Genomic DNA, 23,858 nt, shown 5'->3' on the forward strand with positions numbered 1-23,858 from the left:
GTCAACAACAAGCGGGCGCCACTGGGGACGCGCTCGCGACCGGCTGAAAAGGGACATCTGCCAATGGCCGCACTCGATCCGAAAATTATTTCCGGCAACGCGAACAAGAGCTTAGCAAATGCGATCAGCCGCCGCATGTCGATGCATCGCGGTATGGACGTGCCGCTGGTCGATGCGCGGGTCGAGCGCTTCAATGACGGCGAAATCTTTGTCGAGGTGTTCGAAAATGTCCGCGGCGAGGATATGTTCATCATTCAGCCGACGTCCAAGCCCGCCAATGACAATCTGATGGAGCTGTTGATCATGGCCGACGCGCTGCGCCGGTCGTCGGCGGCGCGCATCACCGCCGTGATCCCTTATTTCGGCTATGCGAGGCAGGATCGCCGCACCAAGGCCCGCACCCCGATCAGCGCCAAGATGGTCGCCAATATGCTGACCGGCGGCGGGATCGAGCGGGTGCTGACGATGGATCTACATGCGGCCCAGATCCAGGGCTTCTTCGATATTCCGGTCGACAACCTCTACGCCTCACCGATCTTCGCGCTCGACATCCTGCATGCGTTCAACGGCGATATGGAGGACGTCATGGTTGTTTCGCCCGATGTGGGCGGCGTGGCGCGCGCGCGGGAATTGGCCACACGGATCGGCGCGCCGCTGAGCATCGTGGACAAGCGGCGCGAAAAGGCCGGTGAAGTCTCGGGCATGACTGTGATCGGCGAAGTTGCGGGCAAGAAATGTATCATCGTCGACGATATCGTCGATACCGCGGGCACATTGTGTAAAGCCGCCGAGGTGCTGATGGAGGCTGGCGCAACCGAGGTTCATGCCTGTATCACCCATGGCGTCATGTCCGGCCCCGCCGTCGAGCGGGTCAGCAAATCCGTGATGAAAAGCCTGGTGGTGACCGACACGATCGAAGCGACCGCCGCCATTGCCGATTGCGCCAATATCCGCGTCATTCCGACCGCCCCGATGTTCGCGCAATCGATCCTGAACATCTGGAACGGCACCTCGGTCTCATCCCTGTTCGATACGCGCACTCTGGTGCCGATCTATGAGGGTCTCTATCCCAACGGAATGTGGGGGCGCTGAGCGAAAGCGTAGAGAAACAACGCCTGCCAGCTACAGAACAGCGCTGCCGACCACGGCAGGTTCAACGCATCATCCGACCCCATCGCCACCATGGTGAACGCGACAAGCAGTGCCGCGCCAGTGGGCCAGGCCACCGCCCGCCACAGGGTTTGCAGGGCGCCCGCGCCCCTGCGCCAGAGCATCATCGGCCCGGCCAGGATCAGCGCGCCGATGGGGCTTGCCGCGAGATAGGCGAGGAAAAAGCTTTCATCAAAGGGTGGCAACGGGATCAGGAATGCCCATGTCGCGGCTTCTGCTGCCGCAAACATGCCGACGATCGACAAGACGCTGAATAGCAATACCTGTGGGAGTGTGAACCGCAGAACGCGCCAGACGAACAAGGCCCCCAAAAGACCGAATGGCACCCCTGCGGCAATCGAGAGGGGTGTCGCTATTGGAAAGGCATCCGATGGCAGGCCTGGGATCGACAGGCGCAGGTCGGAGACCGGCTCAATCGCCCAGCTTGATAAGGCGCCGGTCAAAACCCCGCAGAAAACCGCGAGCAAAGTGTTCGATACGGACCGCATAGCTTGATCTCCCCATTTTATGAACGACGTTCATGTATCAAAATGAACATTGTTCAAGTTTGTGGAGAGTTCAATCCATAGCTTCCATAACGTTACGTCATCTGGCATCGCGCGGGGCATCGGCGGTGCAGCACGCACTGGCGGGAGCTCACGCCCAAACGCGTTTTCGCTAGAGGAATGAGGCGATCTAAACCGCCAAGACGCCCTTGGGCTCAACAGAGAAAGATTTGCACACCGCGCCGGGCTTGGTCCGATAGGTTCGGAAACCCATCGCGCCATAATAGGCGAGCGCCAGGTCGTTTGCTCCTCCGATTGTCGCATCGATATCGCGCAACCCGGCCGCAATGGCGGCGTCCAACGAGGATGAGAACAGCTTTCTCCCCACGCCCTGCCGCGCGGCTTTTGCGGCCACGTAGGTGCCGATCACACCCCAGCCCGCCGGGACGTCGTAGGGGTTATCCGCCTGCATTTTTAGCAGGGATTGGAACCCGAGGATTTCGCCGTCTTCGCCAACGGCAACCGAACACTTCACCAGATCGGGATGCGCAATGTAGTGGGATAGAACATGGCCCGGCGATCGTGGCCGATCGCTGCCCCAGGATTCCAGAATATCAGCAAGGATCACGCTCATCTCTTGCGCGTCGTCGCGCCGCGCCGCTCGGACCTGGACCATCTCACCTCCATCTGTTGGAGACGACACTCGTGCCACCAGATGCAGAGTGCAAGGCACGTCATGGTCGAAACGCAAAACGCCCCGCATTGCTGCAGGGCGTCTGTATCTTGAATCGAGGGGCGATTAGCCCAGCTTGATCTCTTCGCCGGCGGCGACCAGATCGGCCAGAAACTTGGCCGCAGCATCGCCTGCACCTTCGGGCGCGTCGTCCCGCTTTTTGGTGGCGTCAGCGACAAGCTCATCCATCACCTCGGGCGTGACCTCATCGACCGGCATGGCGCGTTCGGCCAGAATCGTGGCCGATGGCCCCGCCACGTCGGCGAAGCCGCCGGTGACGAAGTAGGCTTTCACGCCATCCGTGCCATGGGCGCGAAGGATGCCGGGCCGCAGGGTGGTGATCATTGGCGCATGGTCCGGCATTGCGGTCAAATCACCGTCAGCGCCCGGAATTTGCACTTCGGTCACATCCATCGACGCCAGACGGCGTTCGGGCGAGACCAGATCGAATTGCATCGTCGCCATTGTCAGCTCCGTTCGTTGCAGGGCCCACCCCGGTCAGCCCGGGGCGGTTACCGGATCAGGCGGCTTCAGCAGCCAGTTTCTCAGCCTTCGCGACCACCTCATCGATGCCGCCGACCATATAGAAGGCTGCTTCGGGCAGGTGGTCGTATTCACCGGCCACAACCGCCTTGAACGAGCGGATTGTGTCTTCCAGCGGCACCTGCACCCCGGGCGACCCGGTGAAGACTTCGGCCACGTCGAAGGGCTGGCTGAGGAAGCGCTGCAGCTTGCGCGCACGGGCCACTGTCAGTTTGTCCTCTTCGCTCAACTCGTCCATGCCCAGGATCGCGATGATGTCCTGGAGCGACTTGTAGCGTTGCAGCATCTGCTGAACGTCGTTGGCCACCTTGTAGTGCTCGTCGCCCACAACCGCGGGGTCAAGAATACGCGACGTTGAGTCGAGCGGATCCACGGCGGGATAAATGCCCAGCTCAGAAATGGCGCGCGACAAAACGGTCGTCGCGTCGAGGTGCGCAAACGAAGTGGCCGGCGCGGGGTCGGTCAGGTCGTCCGCAGGCACGTAGATCGCTTGCACCGAGGTGATCGATCCGTTTTTCGTCGAGGTAATACGTTCCTGCATCGCACCCATATCGGTCGCCAGCGTCGGCTGATACCCCACGGCGGACGGGATCCGGCCCAGAAGTGCCGACACCTCAGAACCCGCTTGGGTGAAGCGGAAGATGTTGTCGACGAAGAACAGAACGTCGGTGCCCGACTGGTCGCGGAACTGCTCGGCCAGGGTCAAACCCGACAGGGCCACACGCATCCGCGCACCCGGAGGCTCGTTCATCTGACCATAGACGAGCGCCACCTTGGACTCGACCAGGTTCTCCATGTTGATCACGCCGGATTCGATGAATTCGTAGTAAAGGTCATTGCCTTCGCGGGTCCGCTCACCCACGCCCGCAAACACCGAGAAGCCCGAGTGCACTTTGGCGATGTTGTTGATCAGCTCCTGGATCAGAACCGTCTTGCCCACACCGGCACCACCGAAGAGGCCGATTTTACCGCCCTTCGCATAGGGTGCGAGCAGATCCACAACCTTGATGCCGGTCACGAGGATTTCGCTTTCGGTCGACTGGTCCTGGAAATCCGGCGCTTCCTGGTGGATGGCGCGGGTTTCATCGGATTCAATCGGCCCCTTCTCGTCGATGGGCTCGCCGATCACGTTCATGATACGACCCAGCGTGCCGTTGCCCACGGGCATGACGATCGGGCCATCCGTGTCGGTGACGGTCTGACCGCGCACCAGGCCTTCGGTCGCGTCCATCGCGATGGTCCGCACGGTGTTCTCGCCGAGGTGCTGGGCCACTTCCAGTACCAGGCGCTTGCCGTTGTTGTCCGTTTCCAGCGCGTTCAGGATCTCGGGCAGGTGATCCTCGAATTGCACGTCAACGACGGCGCCGATGACCTGGGTGATTTTGCCGACTGCATTTGCCATGTGTCGTGTCTCCGGTTGGTCTTAGAGCGCCTCGGCGCCCGAGATAATTTCGATCAGCTCATTGGTGATGACGGCCTGACGCGAGCGGTTGAACTCGATGGTCAGCTTGTCGATCATTTCGCCCGCATTGCGCGTGGCGTTGTCCATGGCACTCATCCGGGCGCCCTGTTCCGAGGCACCGTTTTCCAGAAGCGCCGTGAAGATCTGCGTGGCCACGCCGCGTGGCAACAGGTCTTCCAGCACCGCCTCTTCAGAAGGTTCGTAATCGTAGAGCGTCCCGCCCTCGACCTCTTTGGCCTCATCGAACGAGGCCGGGATGATCTGCTGTGCCGTCGGCACTTGGCTGATCACCGATTGGAAGCGGTTGTAGAAGATCGTTGCGATATCGAATTCGCCCGCGTCAAACCGGCCCAGCACATCGCTGGCGATCTCAGCGGCATTGGCGTAGCCGATCCGCTTCACTTCGCTCAGATCCACATGATCGACGATATGATCACTGTAATCGCGACGAAGTTGCTCGCGGCCCTTCTTGCCGACGGTCAAGATCTTGACCGTCTTGCCATCCGCCAAGAACTTTTCGATGTGGGTCCGCGCCAAACGCACGATGGACGAATTGAAGCCGCCACAGAGGCCACGTTCGGACGTCATCACGACGAGCAGATGCACCTGATCAGATCCGGTGCCCGCGAGCAGTTTTGGCGCGCCTTCCGACGCTCCGACGGCTTGCGCAAGGCCACCCATCACGGCGTTCATCCGTTCGGCATAGGGGCGTGCCATCTCCGCCGCTTCCTGCGCGCGGCGCAGTTTCGCGGCGGCGACCATCTGCATCGCCTTGGTGATCTTGCGGGTCGACTTGACCGACTCGATCCGGTTTTTTAGGTCTTTGAGGCTCGGCATTAGCCTTCCCTCCTTAAATCAGGCGAAATCTGCGGCGTATTCGTCGATCGCAGCTTTGATGCGATCGGCGGCGTCGCCTTTCACCTTCGGATCTTCGGTTGTGATCCAATCCAGCAGATCCGCTTTCTTGGACCGCAAGAAGGTCACCAAACCCTGTTCGTAGCGGCCAACATCGCCCACCGGCAGATCGTCGAGATAGCCGTTGGTACCCGCGAAGATCACACAGACGATTTCTGCGTTGGTCAGGGGCGAGTATTGTGGCTGCTTCATCAACTCGGTCAGGCGCGCACCGCGGTTCAGCAGGCGCTGGGTCGAGGCGTCGAGGTCGGAGCCGAACTGCGCGAAGGCCGCCATCTCGCGGTATTGTGCCAATTCCAGCTTCACCGGACCGGCAACCGACTTCATCGCGTCGGTCTGGGCCGACGAGCCCACGCGCGACACCGACAGACCGGTGTTCACTGCAGGGCGGATGCCCTGGAAGAACAGCTCGGTTTCCAAGAAGATCTGGCCGTCGGTTATCGAGATCACATTGGTCGGGATAAAGGCCGACACGTCGCCGCCCTGCGTTTCGATGACCGGCAGCGCCGTCAGCGAGCCCGCGCCGTTGTCTTCGTTCAGCTTCGCGGACCGTTCCAGCAGGCGGGAGTGCAGGTAGAACACGTCACCCGGATAAGCTTCGCGGCCCGGCGGACGGCGCAGCAGCAGCGACATCTGACGATAAGACACCGCCTGTTTGGACAGGTCATCGTAGATGATCAGTGCGTGTTTGCCATTGTCGCGGAAATACTCGGCCATCGCAGTCGCGGCATAGGGCGCCAGGAACTGCATCGGCGCGGGATCCGATGCGGTGGCGGCCACGACGATAGAATAATCAATCGCGCCGGTCTCTTCGAGCTTCTTCACAAGCTGCGCCACGGTGGAGCGCTTCTGACCCACCGCCACATAGATGCAGTAGAGCTTCTTGCTTTCGTCATCACCAGCGGCGTCGTTGTAGCTTTTCTGGTTCAGCATCGTGTCGAGCGCCACGGCGGTCTTGCCGGTCTGGCGGTCGCCGATGATCAATTCGCGCTGGCCGCGACCGATCGGGATCATCGCGTCGATGGCTTTCAGGCCGGTCGCCATGGGCTCATGCACAGATTTGCGCGGGATGATGCCGGGGGCTTTCACGTCGGCGACGCGGCGCTCTGAGGCGTCAACGGCGCCCTTGCCGTCCAGCGGGTTGCCCAGGCCGTCCACAACGCGGCCCAACAGGCCCATGCCTGCAGGCACGTCCACGATGGAGTTCGTGCGCTTGACCGTATCACCTTCTTTAATGTCGCGATCGGAGCCGAAGATCACGACACCCACATTGTCGGCTTCCAGGTTCAGAGCCATGCCCTGAATGCCGCCCGGGAATTCGACCATCTCACCGGCTTGCACGTTGTCGAGGCCGTAGACGCGAGCGATCCCGTCGCCCACCGACAGAACCCGTCCCACTTCGGCGACTTGGGCATCTTGCCCGAAGCTCTTTATCTGTTCTTTCAGGATCTGAGAGATCTCGGCGGCTTGGATAGACATATTATCCGACCTCTTTCATGGTATTCTGGAGTGCGTTGAGCTTGGAGCGGATCGAGGTGTCGATCATCTTTGAGCCCACTTTAACGATAAGACCGCCGATGATGCTGTCATCGACGGACGTTTTCAGGTTTACATCTTTGCCGACAGACGCTTTCAGCGTTTTGGCCAGCTTATCAAGTTGTGTCTTGGTCAACGCCTTCGCCGAGGTGACCTCGGCCGTGACCTCACCCTTATGCTCGGCGATGCGTGCGCGCAATTCGCTCAGCAACGCAGGAAGCACGAAAAGGCGCCGCTTGGATGCCATCAGACGCAGTGTGTTGCCGGTCATGGCGCTCAGGCCCATTTTGTCGGCAACGCCCCCGATTGCGGCCTGCGTTTCATCGCGGCCATAGATCGGCGACTGAATCAAATCGCGCAGATCTGCGCTGTCGTCCAAAGCGGCTTCCAGGTTGGAGATGTCGGATTCGAGCGCGGGCAGCGCCTTGCCTTCCGTGGCCAGTTCAAACATCGCGGTCGCATAACGCGCGGCAATGCCGGTCGAGATCGAAGCAGGTTCGCTCACGTCCACCCTTTCATATGCGAGGGACCCAGGCAGGCTGGCAGCGGCGCTGACCCCCGGGCATCCCATGTCCAAGGCGGTGCCTCCGCCTATTCCCCTGTAAATCGAGCGCGGTGTAGCAGAGGGTTTCGTGTGCTGCAACAGTGCTTACGGCAGGGCCTCTTGGTTGTATTTTATTTGTTTTCAGAGGCTTGGCCGGAAATCGCCGCGCTGCGGCGGTTTGACCTGCAAAAAACGCCCCCCTGCTGTCTCGATTCTGAGACAAAATCCGGCCCTACCGTCTTGGTGTTGCGCAAAAGGGGGCATCGGCCAAACAAAACTCTTCGCAGAGTTTTGGCGGATCCCGTACGGGATCTTGATGCTCTTTGGGGGCGCGTGGGTGATCGCCATGGGGCGTCAAAGGGTCGAAGCGATGGCGATCCTAGTTTGCAGCCCGGTTGCGCTGCGAACTATCCCCAGCGTGCCACTGCGCCGGCGATGCGTGCACCATATCGGTAAGCGGTGTCCAGATAGCCAGGCGCGATCAAATCGGACTTATCGCGCGATGACGTGGCCATCAAACCCAACCAGCTGCCATCGGTGTTGATCCCGGCGCGTTCCGGAAACACAGGCGCGCCGATCTCGGCTTGGCCAACCCAGATCATTCCCATTTGCGCTGCAAAGGTGTTGAGCCGTTGCAGCGCGACGCCTTTGTCGCCGGAGCCGTGGCTGGCAACCGTAAAACCGCCCGCAAGCTTGTCGGCCCAGGCCAGTTCCATCCATCGCGGGCCTGCGGCGTCTTCCAAAAAGGCAGAGTAGCGCGCAGCGACGGAGCCCATATAGGTCGGTGCCCCGAACACGATTGCCGAAGCGGCATCCATCGCCGCCCAATCGGCCTCTGACATTGCCTCGATATCGATCGCGCGGGCATGGCCCGCGCCATCGGCTATGGCTTGGGCCAGCTTGGCGGTATGCCCCGCACCGGAGAAATAGGGGATCGCGATCATAGGTGGGTCCGTTTGTGGGATTACGCCGAGCCGTTGCGGCGCGAGGCCGCCGCGGGACCGTCTCTGCCCGAGACGGGGGCTGTTGCGCCCTCCAGCACACGCAAAGGTTGGCGCACCCGTGCGGCCAAGCCGGGCCTGGGCCGCGCCGGTACGCGTTTGCTTGCTTCAAGCAGAATAACCCCACCGGCCCGGTTTCGGCTAAGCTTCCCGCCCAGCTTTTCAAGCATATCCGCAGATTTCAGCCAAAACTGAGTTCCCGAGGGAGGTGAGAATAACGCCGCCGCGTGGCGTTCGGCAATGAAGTCATGGACCTGTAGCTGCTTTTCCAACTGGCCAAGCGAATAGGGCCGCCCAAAACCAAACGGTGTCGCGTCACGTCGGGCCCATAATCCACGCCGGTTTGGTACGATGAACAACGCCCGTCCGCCGGGCGCCAGCACCCGTTGCGCTTCCTCCAGCAGGGCCGCCGGATGTTCCGAGGTTTCGAGCCCGTGCAAACAGACCAGCTTGTCGACCGATTCATTCTGCACCGGCCACCATCCGTCGCGGCACAGCGCCGAGACATTGTGCAACCCCGCAGGCCACGGCATCACGCCTTGTTCGGCAGGCATCAACCCGATGACCCGTCGCGCCTCGGCCAGATAGGGACGCAGAAGCGGCACGGCAAATCCGAACCCCACGACGCATTGGCCTTTGGCATCCGGCCACAGTTCGAGCATCCGCTGACGCACTGCCTTCTGCGCAATCCGCCCCAGACGTGTGCGATAATAGAAGTGTCGAAGATCAACGACGTCGAGATGCATCGCAATTCCGTTTGCAAACCCGCCTGGCCCTTGCCAGGCTTACCCCAAGATAATCCCACACTGCGTGAATACCATGACCCAGCCTCAGATCGTCACCATCCCGTGCCTGTCGGACAATTATGCGTTTCTGTTGCATGATCCCGAAACCGGCGCCACCGCCTGCGTGGATGTGCCTGATGCCGCGCCGATCCTAGCGGAGCTATCGGCACGGAGTTGGACGCTCAGCGACATTCTGATCACGCATCACCATTGGGACCACGTCCAGGGTGTGGAGGATTTGGTCGAAGCGACGGGCGCCAAGGTCTGGGGCAGTGACGCCGACGCCGCGCGCTTGCCGCCGTTGGATCATCGCCTGATCGAAGGCGACAATTTCAACGTCGGATCATTGACCGTGGCTGTTTTGGACGTGTCGGGCCATTGCGACAATCATCTGGCCTTTCACGTGCCCGCGGCGAAAGCGGCCTTCACCGCGGACAGCCTCATGGCGCTGGGTTGCGGGCGCCTGTTTGAAGGAACGGCGGAGCAGATGTGGGGCAGCCTCAGCAAGCTTGCTGCCCTGCCAGCCGACACCTGGGTCTATTCCGGCCACGAATATACCGAATCCAATGCCCGCTTTGCGTTAACCATCGAACCCGACAATCCCGACCTTCTTAAGCGCGTCGAACAGATCAAAGCGGCGCGAGCGGATGGCAAGCCGACAGTGCCCTCGGAATTGGCGCAGGAATTGGCCACAAACCCGTTTTTGCGGGCAGCAGAGCCGGGCATCGCCAGCCATCTGGGCCTTGTAAATGCGCCGCCGGCTCATATTTTCCGTGAAATCCGCGCTCGGAAGGATAGCTTCTAAGCGAGACGCCCGAAAAATGGGCACAAATACCACGTTAACCATGAACCTGCGGGGCAGACGGCCCAACAGCCCCCAGAGAACACGGTCACTTGATGCATTTTCGCTTGAAACCTGTGCGCGGAAAGCAAAACTTAAACATATGAGGCCATGATCGAGCAGCGGGAAAATCCCCGCTCGATGCAGACGAAAGGAGCACATGCCGTGCCGTCTTTTTCGACCAGCCTGGAACAGGCCATCCACGCAGCACTCGCCAATGCGAATGCCCGCCGCCATGAACTCGCAACGCTTGAACATCTGTTGCTGGCACTTGTTGACGAACCCGACGCCCAGAAGGTGATGAAAGCCTGTTCTGTCGATATTGAGGTTCTGCGCGAGACGTTAACGAAATTTATCGACGATGATCTGTCGACTTTGGAAACAGATGTCGAAGGATCCGAAGCGGTGCCAACCGCCGCCTTCCAGCGTGTTATTCAGCGTGCAGCAATCCATGTTCAAAGCTCAGGTCGTACCGAGGTGACGGGCGCCAATGTGCTTGTCGCGATCTTCGCTGAACGTGAATCGAACGCCGCCTACTTCCTGCAAGAACAGGATATGACACGCTATGATGCGGTGAACTTCATTGCCCACGGCGTCGCCAAAGATCCCTCTTATGGCGAGGCACGTTCGGTGTCTGGCGCCGATGAGGAGGAGGCCGACACGCCCTCGATGCAGGGCGGCGAGCCGGAAGGCGACGGCAAAGAATCCGCTCTGGCGAAGTATTGTGTCGATCTGAACGCAAAGGCGATCAAAGGCGATGTCGATCCGCTGATCGGTCGTAATCACGAAGTGGAACGCTGCGTGCAGGTGCTCTGCCGCCGCCGCAAGAACAATCCGCTTCTGGTGGGTGACCCGGGCGTGGGCAAGACGGCCATTGCCGAAGGCCTCGCCAAGAAAATTGTCGAAGGTCAGACGCCCGAAGTGCTGCAAGGTGCCACGATCTACTCGCTCGATATGGGCGCATTGCTTGCGGGCACCCGCTATCGCGGCGACTTTGAAGAACGTCTGAAAGCTGTCGTCAAAGAACTGGAAGATCACCCGGACGCCGTGCTGTTCATCGACGAGATCCACACCGTGATCGGTGCGGGCGCGACTTCTGGCGGGGCGATGGATGCCTCCAACCTGCTGAAGCCCGCGCTTCAGGGCGGCAAACTGCGTTGCATGGGCTCCACCACGTATAAGGAGTTCCGCCAGCATTTCGAAAAGGACCGCGCGCTCAGCCGCCGGTTCCAGAAAATCGACGTGTCTGAACCGTCGGTCGAAGATGCGGTGAAGATCCTCAAAGGCCTCAAGCCCTATTTCGAAGAGCATCACAGCGTCAAATACACCGCCGACGCGATCAAAACCGCAGTGGAATTGTCGTCGCGCTACATCAACGACCGCAAACTGCCCGACAAAGCCATCGACGTGATTGATGAGGCGGGCGCGGCGCAGCACCTGGTCGCCGAATCCAAGCGTCGGAAGACAATCGGCCAGAAAGAGATTGAGGATGTCGTGGCCAAGATCGCCCGCATTCCCCCGAAAAACGTCTCCAAAGACGATGCGGTGGTTCTGAAGGATCTCGAAGTGTCGCTGAAGCGTGTCGTGTTTGGTCAGGACAACGCCATCGAGGCGCTGTCGTCGTCGATCAAACTGGCGCGGGCTGGTCTGCGTGAACCTGAAAAACCCATCGGCAACTATCTCTTCGCTGGCCCGACCGGTGTCGGCAAGACCGAGGTGGCCAAGCAATTGGCCGATACGCTCGGAGTGGAGCTGCTGCGCTTCGACATGTCGGAATACATGGAAAAGCACGCGGTTTCCCGTTTGATCGGCGCGCCTCCGGGCTATGTGGGCTTTGATCAAGGCGGTTTGCTGACCGACGGCGTCGATCAGAACCCGCATTGTGTGTTGCTCCTCGATGAGATCGAGAAAGCCCATCCGGATGTGTTCAACATCCTCTTGCAGGTCATGGATCACGGCACGCTGACCGACCATAACGGGCGGTCGGTCGATTTCCGCAACGTCGTGTTGATCATGACCTCGAACGCCGGGGCCGCCGAACAGGCGAAAGCCGCCATCGGCTTCGGTCGGGATCGACGCGAGGGCGAGGATACAGCGGCAATTGAACGGACCTTTACGCCGGAATTCCGCAACCGTCTGGATGCGGTCATCAGTTTCGGTGCCCTGCCGAAAGAGGTGATCTTGCAGGTGGTCGAGAAGTTCGTTCTGCAGCTTGAAGCTCAGCTTCTGGATCGGAATGTGACGATCGAGCTGACACGTCCGGCGGCGGAATGGCTTGCCGACAAGGGCTACGACGACCGGATGGGCGCCCGCCCGCTTGGTCGCGTGATCCAAGAGCACATCAAGAAACCGCTCGCCGAGGAACTGCTCTTCGGGAAGCTTGCCAAAGGCGGCAACGTCAAGGTTGGCGTGAAAGATGGCGAGATCGACCTGCGCATCGAAGAGCCGGGCAGTCCACGTCTGTCGCCCAAGAAGAAGCCACCGCTTCTGACCGCCGATTGATCTGCGGATCACAGGATAGATGAGTGTGAGGGCCGGGTTCTGAACCCGGCCTTTTCAATGGCGGCGCCAACAATGTGGTTTTGTCGGCGATATGTTCGTTGCAGAGGAAGAGGCCGCGGCCCTAGCGCTCGGTCAGTTTCAACTCAATGCGCCGGTTCTGCGCCTGGCCTGCCGCCGTGTCATTGGTGGCAATCGGTCGGTGTTCGCCGAACCCGGTCGCCGCCAGGCGGAAGGGCGGGATACCCAGTTCTTCACTCATATAGAGCACAACCGACAGCGCCCGCGCTTGGCTCAATTCCCAATTGTTGGCGAAGGTTCCGCCCTGACGGATTTGTTGATCATCGGTGTGACCATCAACGCGAATGATCCAATCAATCTCGTCGGGAATATCGGTCGACACCTCAGCCAGCAGATCGGCAACGCGCTCAATCTGCTGCAATCCTTCGGGCGAAAGATCGGCGGAGCCCACATTGAATAGAACCTCCGACGAGAACACAAAACGGTCGCCTTCGATCCGCACGCCGTCGCGCCCTTCCAGCAATTGCCGCAGCCGTCCGAAAAATTCGGATCGATAGCGCTCAAGCTCCTGGGCTTCTTCCAGAAGACGCTCGGCCTCCGCGGCCTCCAACTCGGCGCGCCCTGCTTCGGCATCGGCGCGGGCCCGTTGCTCCGCCGCCAGTTGTGCAAGCGCCGTGTTCAACCGCGACCCCAGCGCCTGGATCTGCACCTGAGCCTCGGCATCCTGCGCCTCTGACGCGTCCAGCAACTCGCCCAAGGATCCCAATTGTGCGCGCAATGCCGCCACCTGTTCGTTCAACAAAGCGACCTGCTGAGCGCTTTCGGCTGAGGCTGCCTGCGCCGTTTCCAGTTCGATATTGGCCTGCGCCAGCAAGGCTGCCCGCGTCTCGGCCTCACTCAACGCTTCGGTCAGTGCGGCGTCGCTGGATTGCCGCGCGGCGATTGCTGCGGCAAGCTGCGCCTCCAGACTTGTCAAATCCCCCGATGTCGCGGCGGCGTCGGCGGCCTGGTCTTCAGCCGCTGCGATCTGCGCCTCCAAATCTGCCAAACGCGCCGCAGCACTGGCCTCCACGCTTTCCAGTCGCGACAGCGCCAAGGCGAGTTCGGCCTCCAATTCGGTCATCTCGCCCGTTTGCGCCGTCAATGTGTCTTCGGCGCGAGCCAGTTCCAATTCTGCTGCGGCGAGCGCATCGGCCAGCGTCGCGGCCTCGCCCTGCCCCTCATCGGCACGCGCCAGGGCTCCGGCCAGACGGGTCGCCAGATCGTCCCGCGCCGTCTCAGCCGCCGCCAGCAGGGTCAGCGTTTCTTCGGCTTCCGCGCGGCGCTCTTCCAAGGCCAGCGTCATCGCGGTCAATTCGGCATCGGCATCCTCTAGGCGGCGGCGCAAAGCCTCGGCAGCGGCCGCTTCCGCCAAACGGGCGGCTTCCTCCTCGGAGAGCGCCGCATTCGCATCATCTAGTTGCGCCCTTAGGGCTGCCGCAGCGGCGGCTTCGGCCAAACGCGCCGCCTCTTCTTCGTCGAGTGTCGCTTGATTTTCATCCAATTGGCTTTGCAACGCCTGGGCACTTGCAAGGGCCGCAAGCCGCGCGGCCTCTTCCTCGGACAGGGTTTGTTCGACCTCCGCCAAACGTTGGCGCAACGCCTCGGCCGCAACCAAATCCGCCAGGCGCCGTGCCTCTGCGGCATCCAACCCCTCTTCAGCAGCCTGCAATTGGGTCAGCAGTTCCTCCGCACGTTCATCCCCGCTGGCCAGGGCCGCAAGCGCGTCCTGAAGGGATGTCTCACGTTCCACGATCGTGCTGGCCAGCGTCGCATTGCGGGTTTCGGCGGCAGCGAGTGCTTGCAAGGCTTCGGTCAGAGATGTCTCGCGGGTTGCGGCGTCACTCCGCAGATCGGCGATCAAAGCCTCCAGCGCTTCGCGACGGGCGGCGGCCAGACGCGCGGCCTCGGTGGCTTCGTCGATTTCACTCCGGGCCGATGCCAAGGCCAGATCTAACGCTTCCGCCTCGCTCATGGCCTCGGCCAGTTCGGCCTCAGTGTCCGCTTGCGCCAGCTGAAGCTCATTGTTGCGCGACAACAGACCCGCGATTTGTTCCTCGAATGCGACGATGCGAGCGGCCTGCGCCTCGGTCTCATTGGTAAGGGAGGCGATCAGCGCCTGCTGGGCGGCCATCTGATCTTCGGCATTGGTCAGCGATCCGGTCAGCGTCGCGACGCGTGCCTCCAATTCTCCGGCACGCGCCTCTTCCAAACCAAGGGCATCGGCCAATTGGCTGACCTGCAACGCGAAAGCGTTTATCTCATCGTCCTGATTGTTGATCTCTTCGCTCAGCACATATTGCATGACCATAAAAATGGTCAGGACAAAGATGATCACCATCAGCAGGGCCGTGATCGCATCGACAAAACCCGGCCAGATCGAGCCTGACATCCGGTTGCTGGCGCCGCGGTGAAAGGCCATGGCCTAGCGATCCGTGCTGCGTTGCTGTTGCCGCGCGCGCGCCTCCGCGGGCGCTCGGGCCGCTTGGGTCAGAGCGTGCAGCGCCTGGGTCAGTTGCGCCAGATCCGTGCGCAACCCGGCAATCTCCGCCTCGCGGCCCGTGGCAAGCTCTTCTGACATCTTGAACAGCTGCACATCGATCGAGCGCAGGCGATTTCGGCTTTCGTCATCCAAGCCTTGTTCGGTGGTCAGCATCCCATTCAGCGCCGTCGCTAGGCGATCTTGCGACTCCGCCACACGCTCAGTCGCGGCAACCTGGCCGGGACCAAGCCGATCCGTCAGCCCTTCGATGCTTTGCGCCAGTTGCAGAACACGTTGTTCGGTGGCGGCGCGCCGCGTCTCGGATTGCGCGAACAGGCTTTGCAGCGTGTCCATCTGATCGACCATATGGTCGAGCACGGTGGCAATCGCCGCCTTGTCCACGCCACCTTCACCGTCGCCCGAAGAAAACGACACCCGCGTGATCGACACCAGCCATTCCTCAAGCTCGCGGTAGAACCGGTTCTGGCCGTGGCCCGCATAAAGCTCTAGCAGGCTCACGATCAGCGATCCGGCCAGACCCAGGAGCGACGAGGCAAAGGCCGTGCCCATCCCGCCCAATTGATCATCCAGCCCGTCCATTAGGCGCCCAAAGACTGCAAGCCCTTCTTCGCCATCGGTGGGCTGCAAGGATCGGATGGTTTCCACCACCGCCGGAACGGTCGTGGCCAGTCCAAAGAACGTTCCCAAAAGACCAAGGAAGATCAGCAGGTTGGCAATGTAACGTGTGATATCACGGCTCTCTTCCATCCGCGCGCCCACGGAATCGAGCACCGATTTCGCCGAGGCCGGTGTCACCTGCATCCGGTTGCCGCGCATCCGGGCAACGCCCTTGATCGCCGCCATCAACCGCGGGGGCTTGTCCGCATTCTCACCACCGCCACCACCCGCAACCTCTTCGATCCACGCCACCGACGAAAATAGCTGGATCACCTGGAAGAACGTGGCGCAAACCCCCACAACAAAGACAAAGGCGATTGTACCGTTCAGAAAAGGTGACGATAGAAACACCGGTTGCACGCGCGGCCAAACCAGCACGCCTCCTGCGATCACCACAGCAAGGATGATCAGCATCAGCACGATCTGCTGGGTAGGTCTGGTGAAGCGCAGGGCCCCTGCGCCCTCTCGGCTGCTCGCCATGGCGTTTGGATCGCTCTTGGGACGTATCAGGCGCTACCATACAAGGCGATTGGGTCAGCGACAACAGACCCGTCAACACAAGTCTTTTAACGCCCTCACCCGTGTCACCAACGCCTCAAGATCGGCATCCCCAATGCCCAATTCGGCCAGATGCGCGGCAGTGTTGTAAAGGTATTCGTCGTTTGGCCCACGTCCGCCATGGGCCTGAGCGATGATCTGGGCCTGTTGTTCCAGCGGCAGCGCCCCGCAATACTGCCAATGGTCGCGATTGATGACGTAGGTCAGAACCTCGTCCTGCCGGGTGCCATCGCGAAAGACAATCTGCTGGCGCGTCTCGTAATAGGCCGAGGAGATCAATTCACGTTCACGCAGATAGGCCAGCGTCTCCTCCTCGGTTCCCGCCTCGGCGCGCAGGGCCAAACCGTCGCAAAACGCGTCTTGTGCCGCATCCAGCGCCAGGACAAGACCAGGATCGGCCTCTGTTCCACGGTGATGGATCGACGACATGCAAAACGACCGGTGCCATCCGTCCAGCCGCGCGATCCGCGTTTCAGCCACCGGAAAACCGGGGTTCCAAAGCAGCGAGCCATAGCCGAAAATCCAAAGCGGGGCGGTCATGTGTTGGTCCTTGTCTGTTCCCGCCGCTATAGGCCATAGAGCGCCAAAAGGGGAAGGCCATGAAACGCCTGCTGACATTGGGGATCGTGCTGGCCGTCTTGTGTGGCGTGGCCTGGGGCGTGGGCGCGATTCTGACGCAGACGGCAGCGCAGCGCTGGCTGGATGCGCGCGCGGCCGAGGGCTGGGTGGCCCATGCCAGCGACATTGGCGTCGGCGGCTTTCCTTTGCGATTTGTGACCGAGTTCGAAGGGGTCGAGCTGGCCGACCCCGAGACCGGCCTGGCCTGGTCGGCGCCCTGGTTCCGGTTCGAACAAGACGCCTTGCGCCTCGATCGGATCACCGCGTTCTGGCCGGACGATCAGATCATTTCGTCACCCCTGGAACGTTTGACGATCTCGGGCATGACGATGCAGGCGGAGTTGGACGTGCAGCCCGCCAACCGGTTCGCATTGGATGGAGCGACCTGGGATATGGGGCCACTTTCGATCCAGTCGACGGCGGGATGGCAGACCGCGTTGGAGCAGGGAAGCCTAATCGTGCGGCGGCAAGGCGATAGTGTCAGCACCTATGAAATGACTGTTTCCGCCAACGCGATGACCCCGCCCGAAGCCTGGCGTGACCGTTTGGATCCGGCGGGTGTGTTGCCAGTGGTCATCAGTTTGGCCAGGGCCGACGGCGTTGTAACCTTCGACCGCCCCTGGGATCTGGATGCAATCGAACAGGCACGCCCACAGATCACGCAGATCGATCTGGAGGAGGTGCGTGCCGAATGGGGTGACATGCTGTTTCGAGCATCGGGCACGTTAGAGGTAACGCCAACCGGAGTGCCTGAGGGCGAGTTGGCGGTCCGCGCCGAAAACTGGCGCGCGATGCTGAGCCTTGCCACCAATGCCGGTGTGGTGCCCGAGCGGTTTGAACCCACCGCCGAGGCGATGCTGAACATGCTGGCCGGTCTTTCGGGACAGCCGGAAAACATCGACGCGACGCTGTCGTTTGAAAACGGACGGATCTTTCTGGGGCCGCTACCGCTCGGCCCGGCGCCCAACCTGCGTCTGCGCTAGCGGCAGTAGGGCCCGGATCGATACGCGGCGACGTCGAAGTGGAAGTGATCCTGATGCGCCCGGTCGGCATCGGGACCAAGCACAGTGCCAAAGGGCCCGCAGGCCGCACGGTGCAGGTTGCGCATGATCTGGCTGCGATTGCTCCGCCAATCATCCAAAACGCTCAACTCTTCGCCATTGGCCAAACCGATCCCGGCGATATCAATGGCATTGCCTGTGGAATGCTCTGATAGGCGTGCGCCGGGTCGATTGTTGCGCGTGCGGCAGGAATACGAGGCGACGACCCGCAGATTGGCGATGCCACCGCCGGTATTTCCGATGATTTCATCGGCCTGCAGCACCCACGCGCTGAGCGATTGTGCCGTGGTGCAATTGATCGTCGCGGGCGTGGTCAGTTGGATGCCATGGACCACGCGCAGACGCACCGCTTGCGGGATACCGCATCCGTTGATCCGGCCCGGCACGGGATCGATCTGTTCGCCTTGCAGACCAACGACCCCGCAAAGCGTACCCGTATTGCGGCCCGGTTGGGCAACGCGGCCGGGTGTGTTGCGCGTGGCGATGGCGCGAACGCGCTCGGCCAACCCATCCGGGCGCGTTTCGGGGCGCAGCGATACGGCGACCGCCAAGGCAGATCCGCCGCCGCCAACGGTTGTGGCCGCGGTTTCGCCCGGGGGACCGAACAGGCCTTGAGCGGGCGGTGTGCGCGGGACGGGCGTTTCGCCGCCAGGGGAGGCGCTGGTGGGATCGGTGGCAGCGGCGCCAAGCCCCTGCGGCCCCGCCGGGTTGGCGACCGGCGGGTCACCCGGCCGAGGCGCGGGGCGAAGAGACCCTCCGGGCGCCAGTTCACTCGCGTCAACGGTCGGGCGATCCTGCGCTGGCGCAGCGAGCGGCCAAAGTGCCGCCAAGCAAATGAGCGCCAGCGCTCTCATTCAGCACCCTCTTTGCGATGCGTCCCGCGGCCAAAATTGGGCGCATCGGTGTCTTGACCCGCCTCGATGATGCCGCGGCGAATGGCGCGGGTCCGCGTGAAATAGTCATACAGGTGATCGCCGTCGCCGGTGCGGATCGCCCGTTGCAATGCGAACAGCTCTTCAGTGAAGCGGCCAAGGATCTCAAGCGTGGCGTCCTTGTTCGACAGGAACACATCGCGCCACATGGTCGGATCGCTCGCGGCGATCCGGGTGAAGTCCCGAAAACCCGCGGCGGAGTATTTGATCACCTCACTATCGGTCACCCGCCGCAGATCATCGGCGACACCGACCATCGTATAGGCGATCAGGTGTGGTGTGTGTGAGGTGACGGCCAGCACCAGGTCGTGATGATCGGGATCCATTTCCTCCACAATCGCTCCACAGCCTTCCCACAGTGTTCTCAACCGCTCGGTCGCCGCGGGATCTGTACCGTCCACCGGGGTCAGCAAAGTATAGCGATTGTCGAATAGCTCGGCGAAACCCGACCGTGGGCCGGAATGCTCGGTCCCCGCCAAGGGGTGGCCTGGGACGAAGTGGACATTCGCCGGCAAATGCGGACCAATCGCCTGGATCACGTCGCGTTTGACCGAGCCAACATCCGTGAGCGTCGCATCGGGTGCAAGATGGGGCCCGATTTCGGCGGCGACGCTCTCCATCGCGCCCACCGGCACGGCCAAAACCACCAGATCGGCACCCGCCACCGCCTCTGCCGCCGTGCCGACCACGCGGTCGCACAGGCCGATCTCAGCCGCGATGGCGCGGGTTTCAGCGGACCGCGCGGTGCCGACAATTTCTCCGGCCAGACCGCGGCGCCGAATGGCATGGGCCATCGACCCGGCGATAAGGCCCAGCCCGATCAGAGCAACGCGTTGGTAAATCACGCTCATTCCGCTCCCCTGAACGAGGCGAGCGCGTCCAGAACACGGCTATTGTCCTCGGGCCGTCCAACGGTGATGCGCAGGCATTCGGGCAGGCCGTAGGATTTCGGGGCGCGCACGATGATGCCTTCGGATTTCAGATGCGCATCGGCGGCATCGGCCTCGGCCTCATCAGCGAAACGGGCCAGCACGAAGTTGGCGTGACTGTCATCGCAAGCGATGCCCAATTGCCGCAGACCACCGGTCAATCGCGCACGCTCCGCGGCGTTCACACGGATGCATTCGTTCACCCACGCCTGGTCGCCAACCGCCGCCTTGGCCCCGGCGACCGCGATCACAGACAGGTTGAATGGACCGCGGATACGGTTGAGCGTATCAATCACGACGCGCGGGCCATAGCCAAAGCCTACCCGCAGCCCCCCCAACCCGTAGGCTTTCGAAAAGGTCCGGGTCATCACGATATTGTCGCGCACGGTCACCAGCGCCGCGCCCCCGTCATAGCCATCAGCGAACTCAGCGTAGGCGCCATCCAAAACCAACAGACATTCCGGCGGCAATGCATCGGACAAACGCGCAATCTCAGAGATCTCCAAAAGGGTCGCCGTTGGATTGGCCGGATTCGCGATGAAGATCAGCCGCGTTACGGGCGTGACGGCTGCGATCAGGGCATCGATATCCACCCGCCGCTCCGTCTCAGGCGCCACCACGGGCGTCGCCCCGGCGGCCAGGGCGGAGATACGGTACATGCCAAAGCCGTGATACGTGTAAAGCACCTCCAACCCCGGGCCCGCATAGGCCTGACACAGGAAGTGGATGACTTCGTCAGAACCGACACCGCAGATGATCCGATCTGCATCGAGCCCATGCAGCTGGGCGATTGCCTTGCGCAGATCGGCGTGATCGGTGGACGGATAGCGATGGCTTTCAGACAATACCGTTGCCATCGCGTCCATCGCTGCTGGCGATGGGCCAAATGGGTTTTCGTTGGCGCTCAGCTTCAGCGGATCGGCATGGCCGGCAATCTCGGACTCGCCGCTTTGATACAGGGCGATGTCGAGAATACCGGGTTGAGGCGTGATCGAAGCTGTCATGGTCGGATCCGAAATACTGCAGGTCTTGGCGTCATAGCGCGCCGATGCCTATGGGAAAACTGCGTTTAATAAAAGCTTTGCGGGTCGATATCGACGGAAAGTCGCAGGTGCGAAGGCAATTTCAAGCCACTGATCCAGCGGCTGAGCGCCGGTTGCAGCGCGACTCCCTTCGGCGCCTTGACCAGAAGCCGCACCCGGTGACGCCCCCGAACCCGCGCAATCGGAGCGGGCGCGGGGCCGTAGACCACGCCACCCGCCTGACGGATCGGGCCATCGTTGCGTGCCAGATGCGTCCCCAAATCGAAGGCGGACGCCGCCTCGGTCGAGCTGATGATGATGCCCGCCAAACGGCCATAGGGCGGCATACCTGCGGCTTCACGCTCCGCGGCTTCGGTGCGCCAAAATCCATCCTCATCGCCCGACAGGATCGCACGGATCACCGGATGCTCGGGCTGGAAGGTCTGCAACAAAGCCTGACCCGGCCGATCGGCACGGCCCGCCCGACCCGCCACCTGACGCATCAGTTGAAATGTACGTTCCGCCGCCCGTAGATCGCTGCCCTGCAAGCCAAGGTCGGCATCCACAACGCCGACCAGTGTCAGCCGTGGAAAATTATGCCCCTTGGCCACCAATTGTGTGCCGATGATCAGGTCCGTGTCGCCATGGGCCAGCTCCTCGATCTGCGCTTTCAGGGCCCTGGCCGACCCGAACAGATCTGAGCTGAGAATGGCCAGCTTTGCATCTGGAAAGGCTGCTGCGGCCTCCTCGGCAATGCGCTCGACCCCAGGGCCAACCGCGGCCATCTTGCCCTCGACCTTGCAGGAGGGGCATTCGGTGGGAACGGGCCGCGTTTCCCCACATTGATGACAGATCAGGCGCTTCTGAAACCGGTGTTCCACCATGCGCGCATCGCAATGGTCGCAGCCCACCATCTCGCCGCAAGCTCGACAGAGCGTAACGGGGGCAAAGCCGCGTCGGTTCAAGAACAGCAAGGCCTGTTCACCATCTTGCAGGCGCTGGCCAACGGCGCTGGCCAACGTTGGGGAGATCCAGGAATTGCCCGGCAGATCCTCCAGTCGCATATCGATCGCGGCCATGTCCGGCAGCTCTTGAGGGCCAAACCGGCTGGTCAGATCCAGCCGCATGTATTTCCCTGCCTCGGCATTGGCCCAGCTTTCCAGCGACGGGGTGGCGGAGGCCAGCACCACCTGCGCCTGGTTCAGCGAGGCGCGCAGCACCGCCATATCGCGGGCATTGTAGCTGGCGCCTTCCTCCTGTTTGTAGGACGTGTCGTGTTCTTCATCGACGACAATCAGACCCAGGTCACGATAGGGCAGGAACAGCGCCGACCGAGCGCCGACCACTAGTTGCGCCTCGCCTTGCCCGACCATACGCCAGCAGCGGCGGCGCTCGGTCATGGTCACGCCGGAATGCCATTCGGCGGGCTCCGCCCCAAACCGTGCCTTTACGCGGGTCAGAAATTCGGAGGTCAGCGCGATTTCCGGCAGCAGCACCAGCGCCTGTCGCCCTTGGCGCAGGCATTCAGCGACGGCCTCCAGATAGACTTCGGTCTTACCTGACCCGGTGACACCTTTCAGCAGGACCGTTCCATAGCGGCGCGCAGAGAGCCCGGCGCGAAGCTGTTCCGCCGCAATCTCTTGATCTTCGGTCAGGGTTTTGCTGGGCAAAGCGGGATCCAGCGGCAGGTAGGGCGTATCTCGGGGCGTGTCGGCCTCTTCCACGACGCCCTGTTTCGCCAATCCCTTAACCACCGAAGACGTGACACCGGCCAAATCGCTCAGTTCCTTCAGGGTAAAGCCGAGCCCGCCATATTCCACCAGCGTATCCAGCACCCGCTGCCGCGCAGGGGTCAGCCGGTCGGGCGTGCCGTGACCCAGCCGGTAGACTTTGCGCATCGATGGCGGGTCGCTCAACCCCGGCGCGCGGGTCGCTAGGCGTAACATCGCCGACATCGGCGTAAGCGTGTAGGCACCGGCCTTTTCCAGGAAATCCCGCATCTCGGTGCGCATCGGGGCAACATCCAACACCCGGTTCACACGGCGCACCTTGGCGATGTCCCAATCGCCGCGACCCTTGCCCCAAACGACCCCCAGAACCTTGCGCGGACCCAGCGGCACCTCGACAAACGCACCCAACCAGCAGCCGCCCGCAGGCGCCTTGTAGTCCAGTACGCGGTCCAACGGCTCTGCCGTCAGAACGCCCACCAAGTCCCCTTCGTCAAAATGCGCGTCCATAGCCGTATAGGTGGGTTTCCGTTAGCGCTCACATAAGGTAGAAGCCAGCCAACCCACCACGTATTTCGCCCGAAAGGAACCGGCCAAATGAAATTCTTTGTGGATACTGCCGATGTCGACGCCATCCGCGAGTTGCACGAGCTTGGGATGGTGGATGGTGTTACGACCAATCCATCGCTGATCATGAAATCCGGCCGTGACATCAAAGAGGTCACGAAAGAGATCTGCGACATGGTGCCCGGACCTGTTTCCGCCGAGACGGTCGCGCTGGATGCCGAGGGCATGATCACCGAGGGTCGCGAACTGGCCAAGATCGCCGACAACATCACCATCAAAGTGCCGCTGACCTGGGATGGTTTGAAGGCCTGTAAGGTGCTGAGCGCCGAGGGACGCATGGTCAACGTCACGCTTTGCTTCTCCGCCAACCAGGCAATCCTGGCGGCCAAAGCCGGTGCGACCTTCATCTCGCCTTTCGTGGGGCGCTTGGACGATCTGAACATCGATGGCATGGAATTGATCGCAGAGATCCGGGAAATCTATGACAATTACGATTTCTCCACTGAAATCCTCACAGCCTCCATTCGGAGCGTAAACCACATGAAAGAGGCTGCCTTGATCGGTGCCGACGTCGCCACGGCACCTCCGGGTGTCATCAAATCGATGGCCAATCACGTGCTGACCGACAAGGGGCTGGATGCGTTCATGGCCGACTGGGCCAAAACCGGACAGAGCATCGTCTGACCCACAGGTTTTGCGGCCCTGCGGAC

At 61.7% G+C, this 23,858-nt stretch carries 21 protein-coding genes; 5 read left to right on the top strand and 16 right to left on the bottom strand.

The window, feature by feature from the left end:
- The first annotated feature begins 63 nt into the window (after nt 1-63).
- On the top strand, nt 64-1,092 hold the full coding sequence (locus V8J82_RS03925) for a ribose-phosphate pyrophosphokinase (RefSeq protein ID WP_339972364.1): 1,029 nt from the start codon (nt 64-66) through the stop codon (nt 1,090-1,092).
- Here V8J82_RS03925 and V8J82_RS03930 read toward each other — a convergent pair.
- The 9 genes from V8J82_RS03930 to V8J82_RS03970 form a co-directional block, all read right to left on the bottom strand.
- Nucleotides 1,065-1,658, bottom strand: coding sequence for a hypothetical protein (locus V8J82_RS03930; protein ID WP_339972366.1), 594 nt, complete (start codon nt 1,656-1,658; stop codon nt 1,065-1,067). The genes V8J82_RS03925 and V8J82_RS03930 overlap by 28 nt on opposite strands.
- Nucleotides 1,659-1,845: 187 nt before the next feature.
- Nucleotides 1,846-2,331, bottom strand: a complete 486-nt coding sequence (locus tag V8J82_RS03935; protein WP_339972368.1) for a GNAT family N-acetyltransferase — start codon at nt 2,329-2,331, stop codon at nt 1,846-1,848.
- A 123-nt stretch (nt 2,332-2,454) separates the two neighbouring features.
- Nucleotides 2,455-2,853, bottom strand: a complete 399-nt coding sequence (locus tag V8J82_RS03940) for a F0F1 ATP synthase subunit epsilon (RefSeq protein WP_339972370.1) — start codon at nt 2,851-2,853, stop codon at nt 2,455-2,457.
- Between the two features lie 55 nt (nt 2,854-2,908).
- Complete coding sequence (atpD, locus tag V8J82_RS03945; RefSeq protein ID WP_339972372.1) at nt 2,909-4,333, bottom strand: F0F1 ATP synthase subunit beta; 1,425 nt, start codon at nt 4,331-4,333, stop codon at nt 2,909-2,911.
- A 21-nt stretch (nt 4,334-4,354) separates the two neighbouring features.
- Nucleotides 4,355-5,230, bottom strand: a complete 876-nt coding sequence (locus V8J82_RS03950) for a F0F1 ATP synthase subunit gamma (protein WP_339972374.1) — start codon at nt 5,228-5,230, stop codon at nt 4,355-4,357.
- Between the two features lie 18 nt (nt 5,231-5,248).
- Nucleotides 5,249-6,787, bottom strand: a complete 1,539-nt coding sequence (gene atpA, locus V8J82_RS03955; RefSeq protein ID WP_339972376.1) for a F0F1 ATP synthase subunit alpha — start codon at nt 6,785-6,787, stop codon at nt 5,249-5,251.
- Nucleotide 6,788: 1 nt separating this feature from the next.
- Entirely contained in the window at nt 6,789-7,349 is a 561-nt protein-coding gene (locus V8J82_RS03960) for a F0F1 ATP synthase subunit delta (protein ID WP_339972378.1), read from the bottom strand.
- A gap of 446 nt (nt 7,350-7,795) precedes the next feature.
- Nucleotides 7,796-8,332: a flavodoxin family protein gene (locus tag V8J82_RS03965; RefSeq protein ID WP_339972380.1), complete on the bottom strand. Its 537-nt coding sequence runs from the start codon at nt 8,330-8,332 to the stop codon at nt 7,796-7,798.
- Between the two features lie 20 nt (nt 8,333-8,352).
- Nucleotides 8,353-9,135 carry a class I SAM-dependent methyltransferase gene (locus tag V8J82_RS03970; RefSeq protein WP_339972382.1) on the bottom strand — a complete coding sequence of 261 codons (783 nt, stop codon included), beginning with the start codon at nt 9,133-9,135 and terminating at the stop codon, nt 8,353-8,355.
- A gap of 73 nt (nt 9,136-9,208) precedes the next feature.
- Here V8J82_RS03970 and gloB point away from each other — a divergent pair, with 73 nt between their 5' ends.
- Nucleotides 9,209-9,979 carry a hydroxyacylglutathione hydrolase gene (gloB, locus tag V8J82_RS03975; protein ID WP_339974507.1) on the top strand — a complete coding sequence of 257 codons (771 nt, stop codon included), beginning with the start codon at nt 9,209-9,211 and terminating at the stop codon, nt 9,977-9,979.
- 201 nt (nt 9,980-10,180) lie between these two features.
- Entirely contained in the window at nt 10,181-12,517 is a 2,337-nt protein-coding gene (gene clpA / locus V8J82_RS03980; RefSeq protein WP_339972384.1) for an ATP-dependent Clp protease ATP-binding subunit ClpA, read from the top strand.
- A gap of 121 nt (nt 12,518-12,638) precedes the next feature.
- Here the strand turns inward: clpA and V8J82_RS03985 are convergent, their stop codons facing one another.
- The 3 genes from V8J82_RS03985 to V8J82_RS03995 all read right to left on the bottom strand — a co-directional run bounded on the left by V8J82_RS03985 (nt 12,639) and on the right by V8J82_RS03995 (nt 16,832).
- On the bottom strand, nt 12,639-14,996 hold the full coding sequence (locus V8J82_RS03985) for a peptidoglycan -binding protein (RefSeq protein ID WP_339972386.1): 2,358 nt from the start codon (nt 14,994-14,996) through the stop codon (nt 12,639-12,641).
- A gap of 3 nt (nt 14,997-14,999) precedes the next feature.
- A complete protein-coding gene (locus V8J82_RS03990) occupies nt 15,000-16,214 on the bottom strand; it encodes a biopolymer transporter ExbB (RefSeq protein WP_339972388.1) in 1,215 nt (404 codons plus the stop codon).
- Between the two features lie 72 nt (nt 16,215-16,286).
- Nucleotides 16,287-16,832 (bottom strand): gamma-glutamylcyclotransferase, encoded by a 546-nt coding sequence (locus V8J82_RS03995; protein ID WP_339972390.1) that lies wholly within the window; start codon nt 16,830-16,832, stop codon nt 16,287-16,289.
- 59 nt (nt 16,833-16,891) lie between these two features.
- Here V8J82_RS03995 and V8J82_RS04000 point away from each other — a divergent pair, with 59 nt between their 5' ends.
- Nucleotides 16,892-17,893: a DUF2125 domain-containing protein gene (locus tag V8J82_RS04000; RefSeq protein WP_339972392.1), complete on the top strand. Its 1,002-nt coding sequence runs from the start codon at nt 16,892-16,894 to the stop codon at nt 17,891-17,893.
- On the opposite strand, the gene V8J82_RS04005 is transcribed toward V8J82_RS04000, so the two are convergent.
- The 4 genes from V8J82_RS04005 to V8J82_RS04020 all read right to left on the bottom strand — a co-directional run bounded on the left by V8J82_RS04005 (nt 17,890) and on the right by V8J82_RS04020 (nt 23,091).
- Entirely contained in the window at nt 17,890-18,825 is a 936-nt protein-coding gene (locus V8J82_RS04005) for an extensin-like domain-containing protein (protein ID WP_339972394.1), read from the bottom strand. The genes V8J82_RS04000 and V8J82_RS04005 overlap by 4 nt on opposite strands.
- On the bottom strand, nt 18,822-19,754 hold the full coding sequence (locus V8J82_RS04010; protein WP_339972396.1) for a prephenate/arogenate dehydrogenase family protein: 933 nt from the start codon (nt 19,752-19,754) through the stop codon (nt 18,822-18,824). Before V8J82_RS04010 ends, V8J82_RS04005 begins: the two co-directional genes overlap by 4 nt.
- Nucleotides 19,751-20,836: a histidinol-phosphate transaminase gene (gene hisC, locus V8J82_RS04015; RefSeq protein WP_339972398.1), complete on the bottom strand. Its 1,086-nt coding sequence runs from the start codon at nt 20,834-20,836 to the stop codon at nt 19,751-19,753. The genes V8J82_RS04010 and hisC overlap by 4 nt, the downstream gene beginning before the upstream one ends.
- 65 nt (nt 20,837-20,901) lie before the next feature.
- A complete protein-coding gene (locus V8J82_RS04020) occupies nt 20,902-23,091 on the bottom strand; it encodes a primosomal protein N' (protein ID WP_339972401.1) in 2,190 nt (729 codons plus the stop codon).
- An 87-nt stretch (nt 23,092-23,178) separates the two neighbouring features.
- On the opposite strand from V8J82_RS04020, the gene fsa reads away from it, so the two are divergent.
- Nucleotides 23,179-23,832, top strand: a complete 654-nt coding sequence (fsa, locus tag V8J82_RS04025) for a fructose-6-phosphate aldolase (RefSeq protein ID WP_339972403.1) — start codon at nt 23,179-23,181, stop codon at nt 23,830-23,832.
- Nucleotides 23,833-23,858: the final 26 nt, after the last annotated feature.

The organism is Gymnodinialimonas mytili (assembly GCF_037544085.1).
GTDB classification, from domain to species: domain Bacteria; phylum Pseudomonadota; class Alphaproteobacteria; order Rhodobacterales; family Rhodobacteraceae; genus Gymnodinialimonas; species Gymnodinialimonas mytili.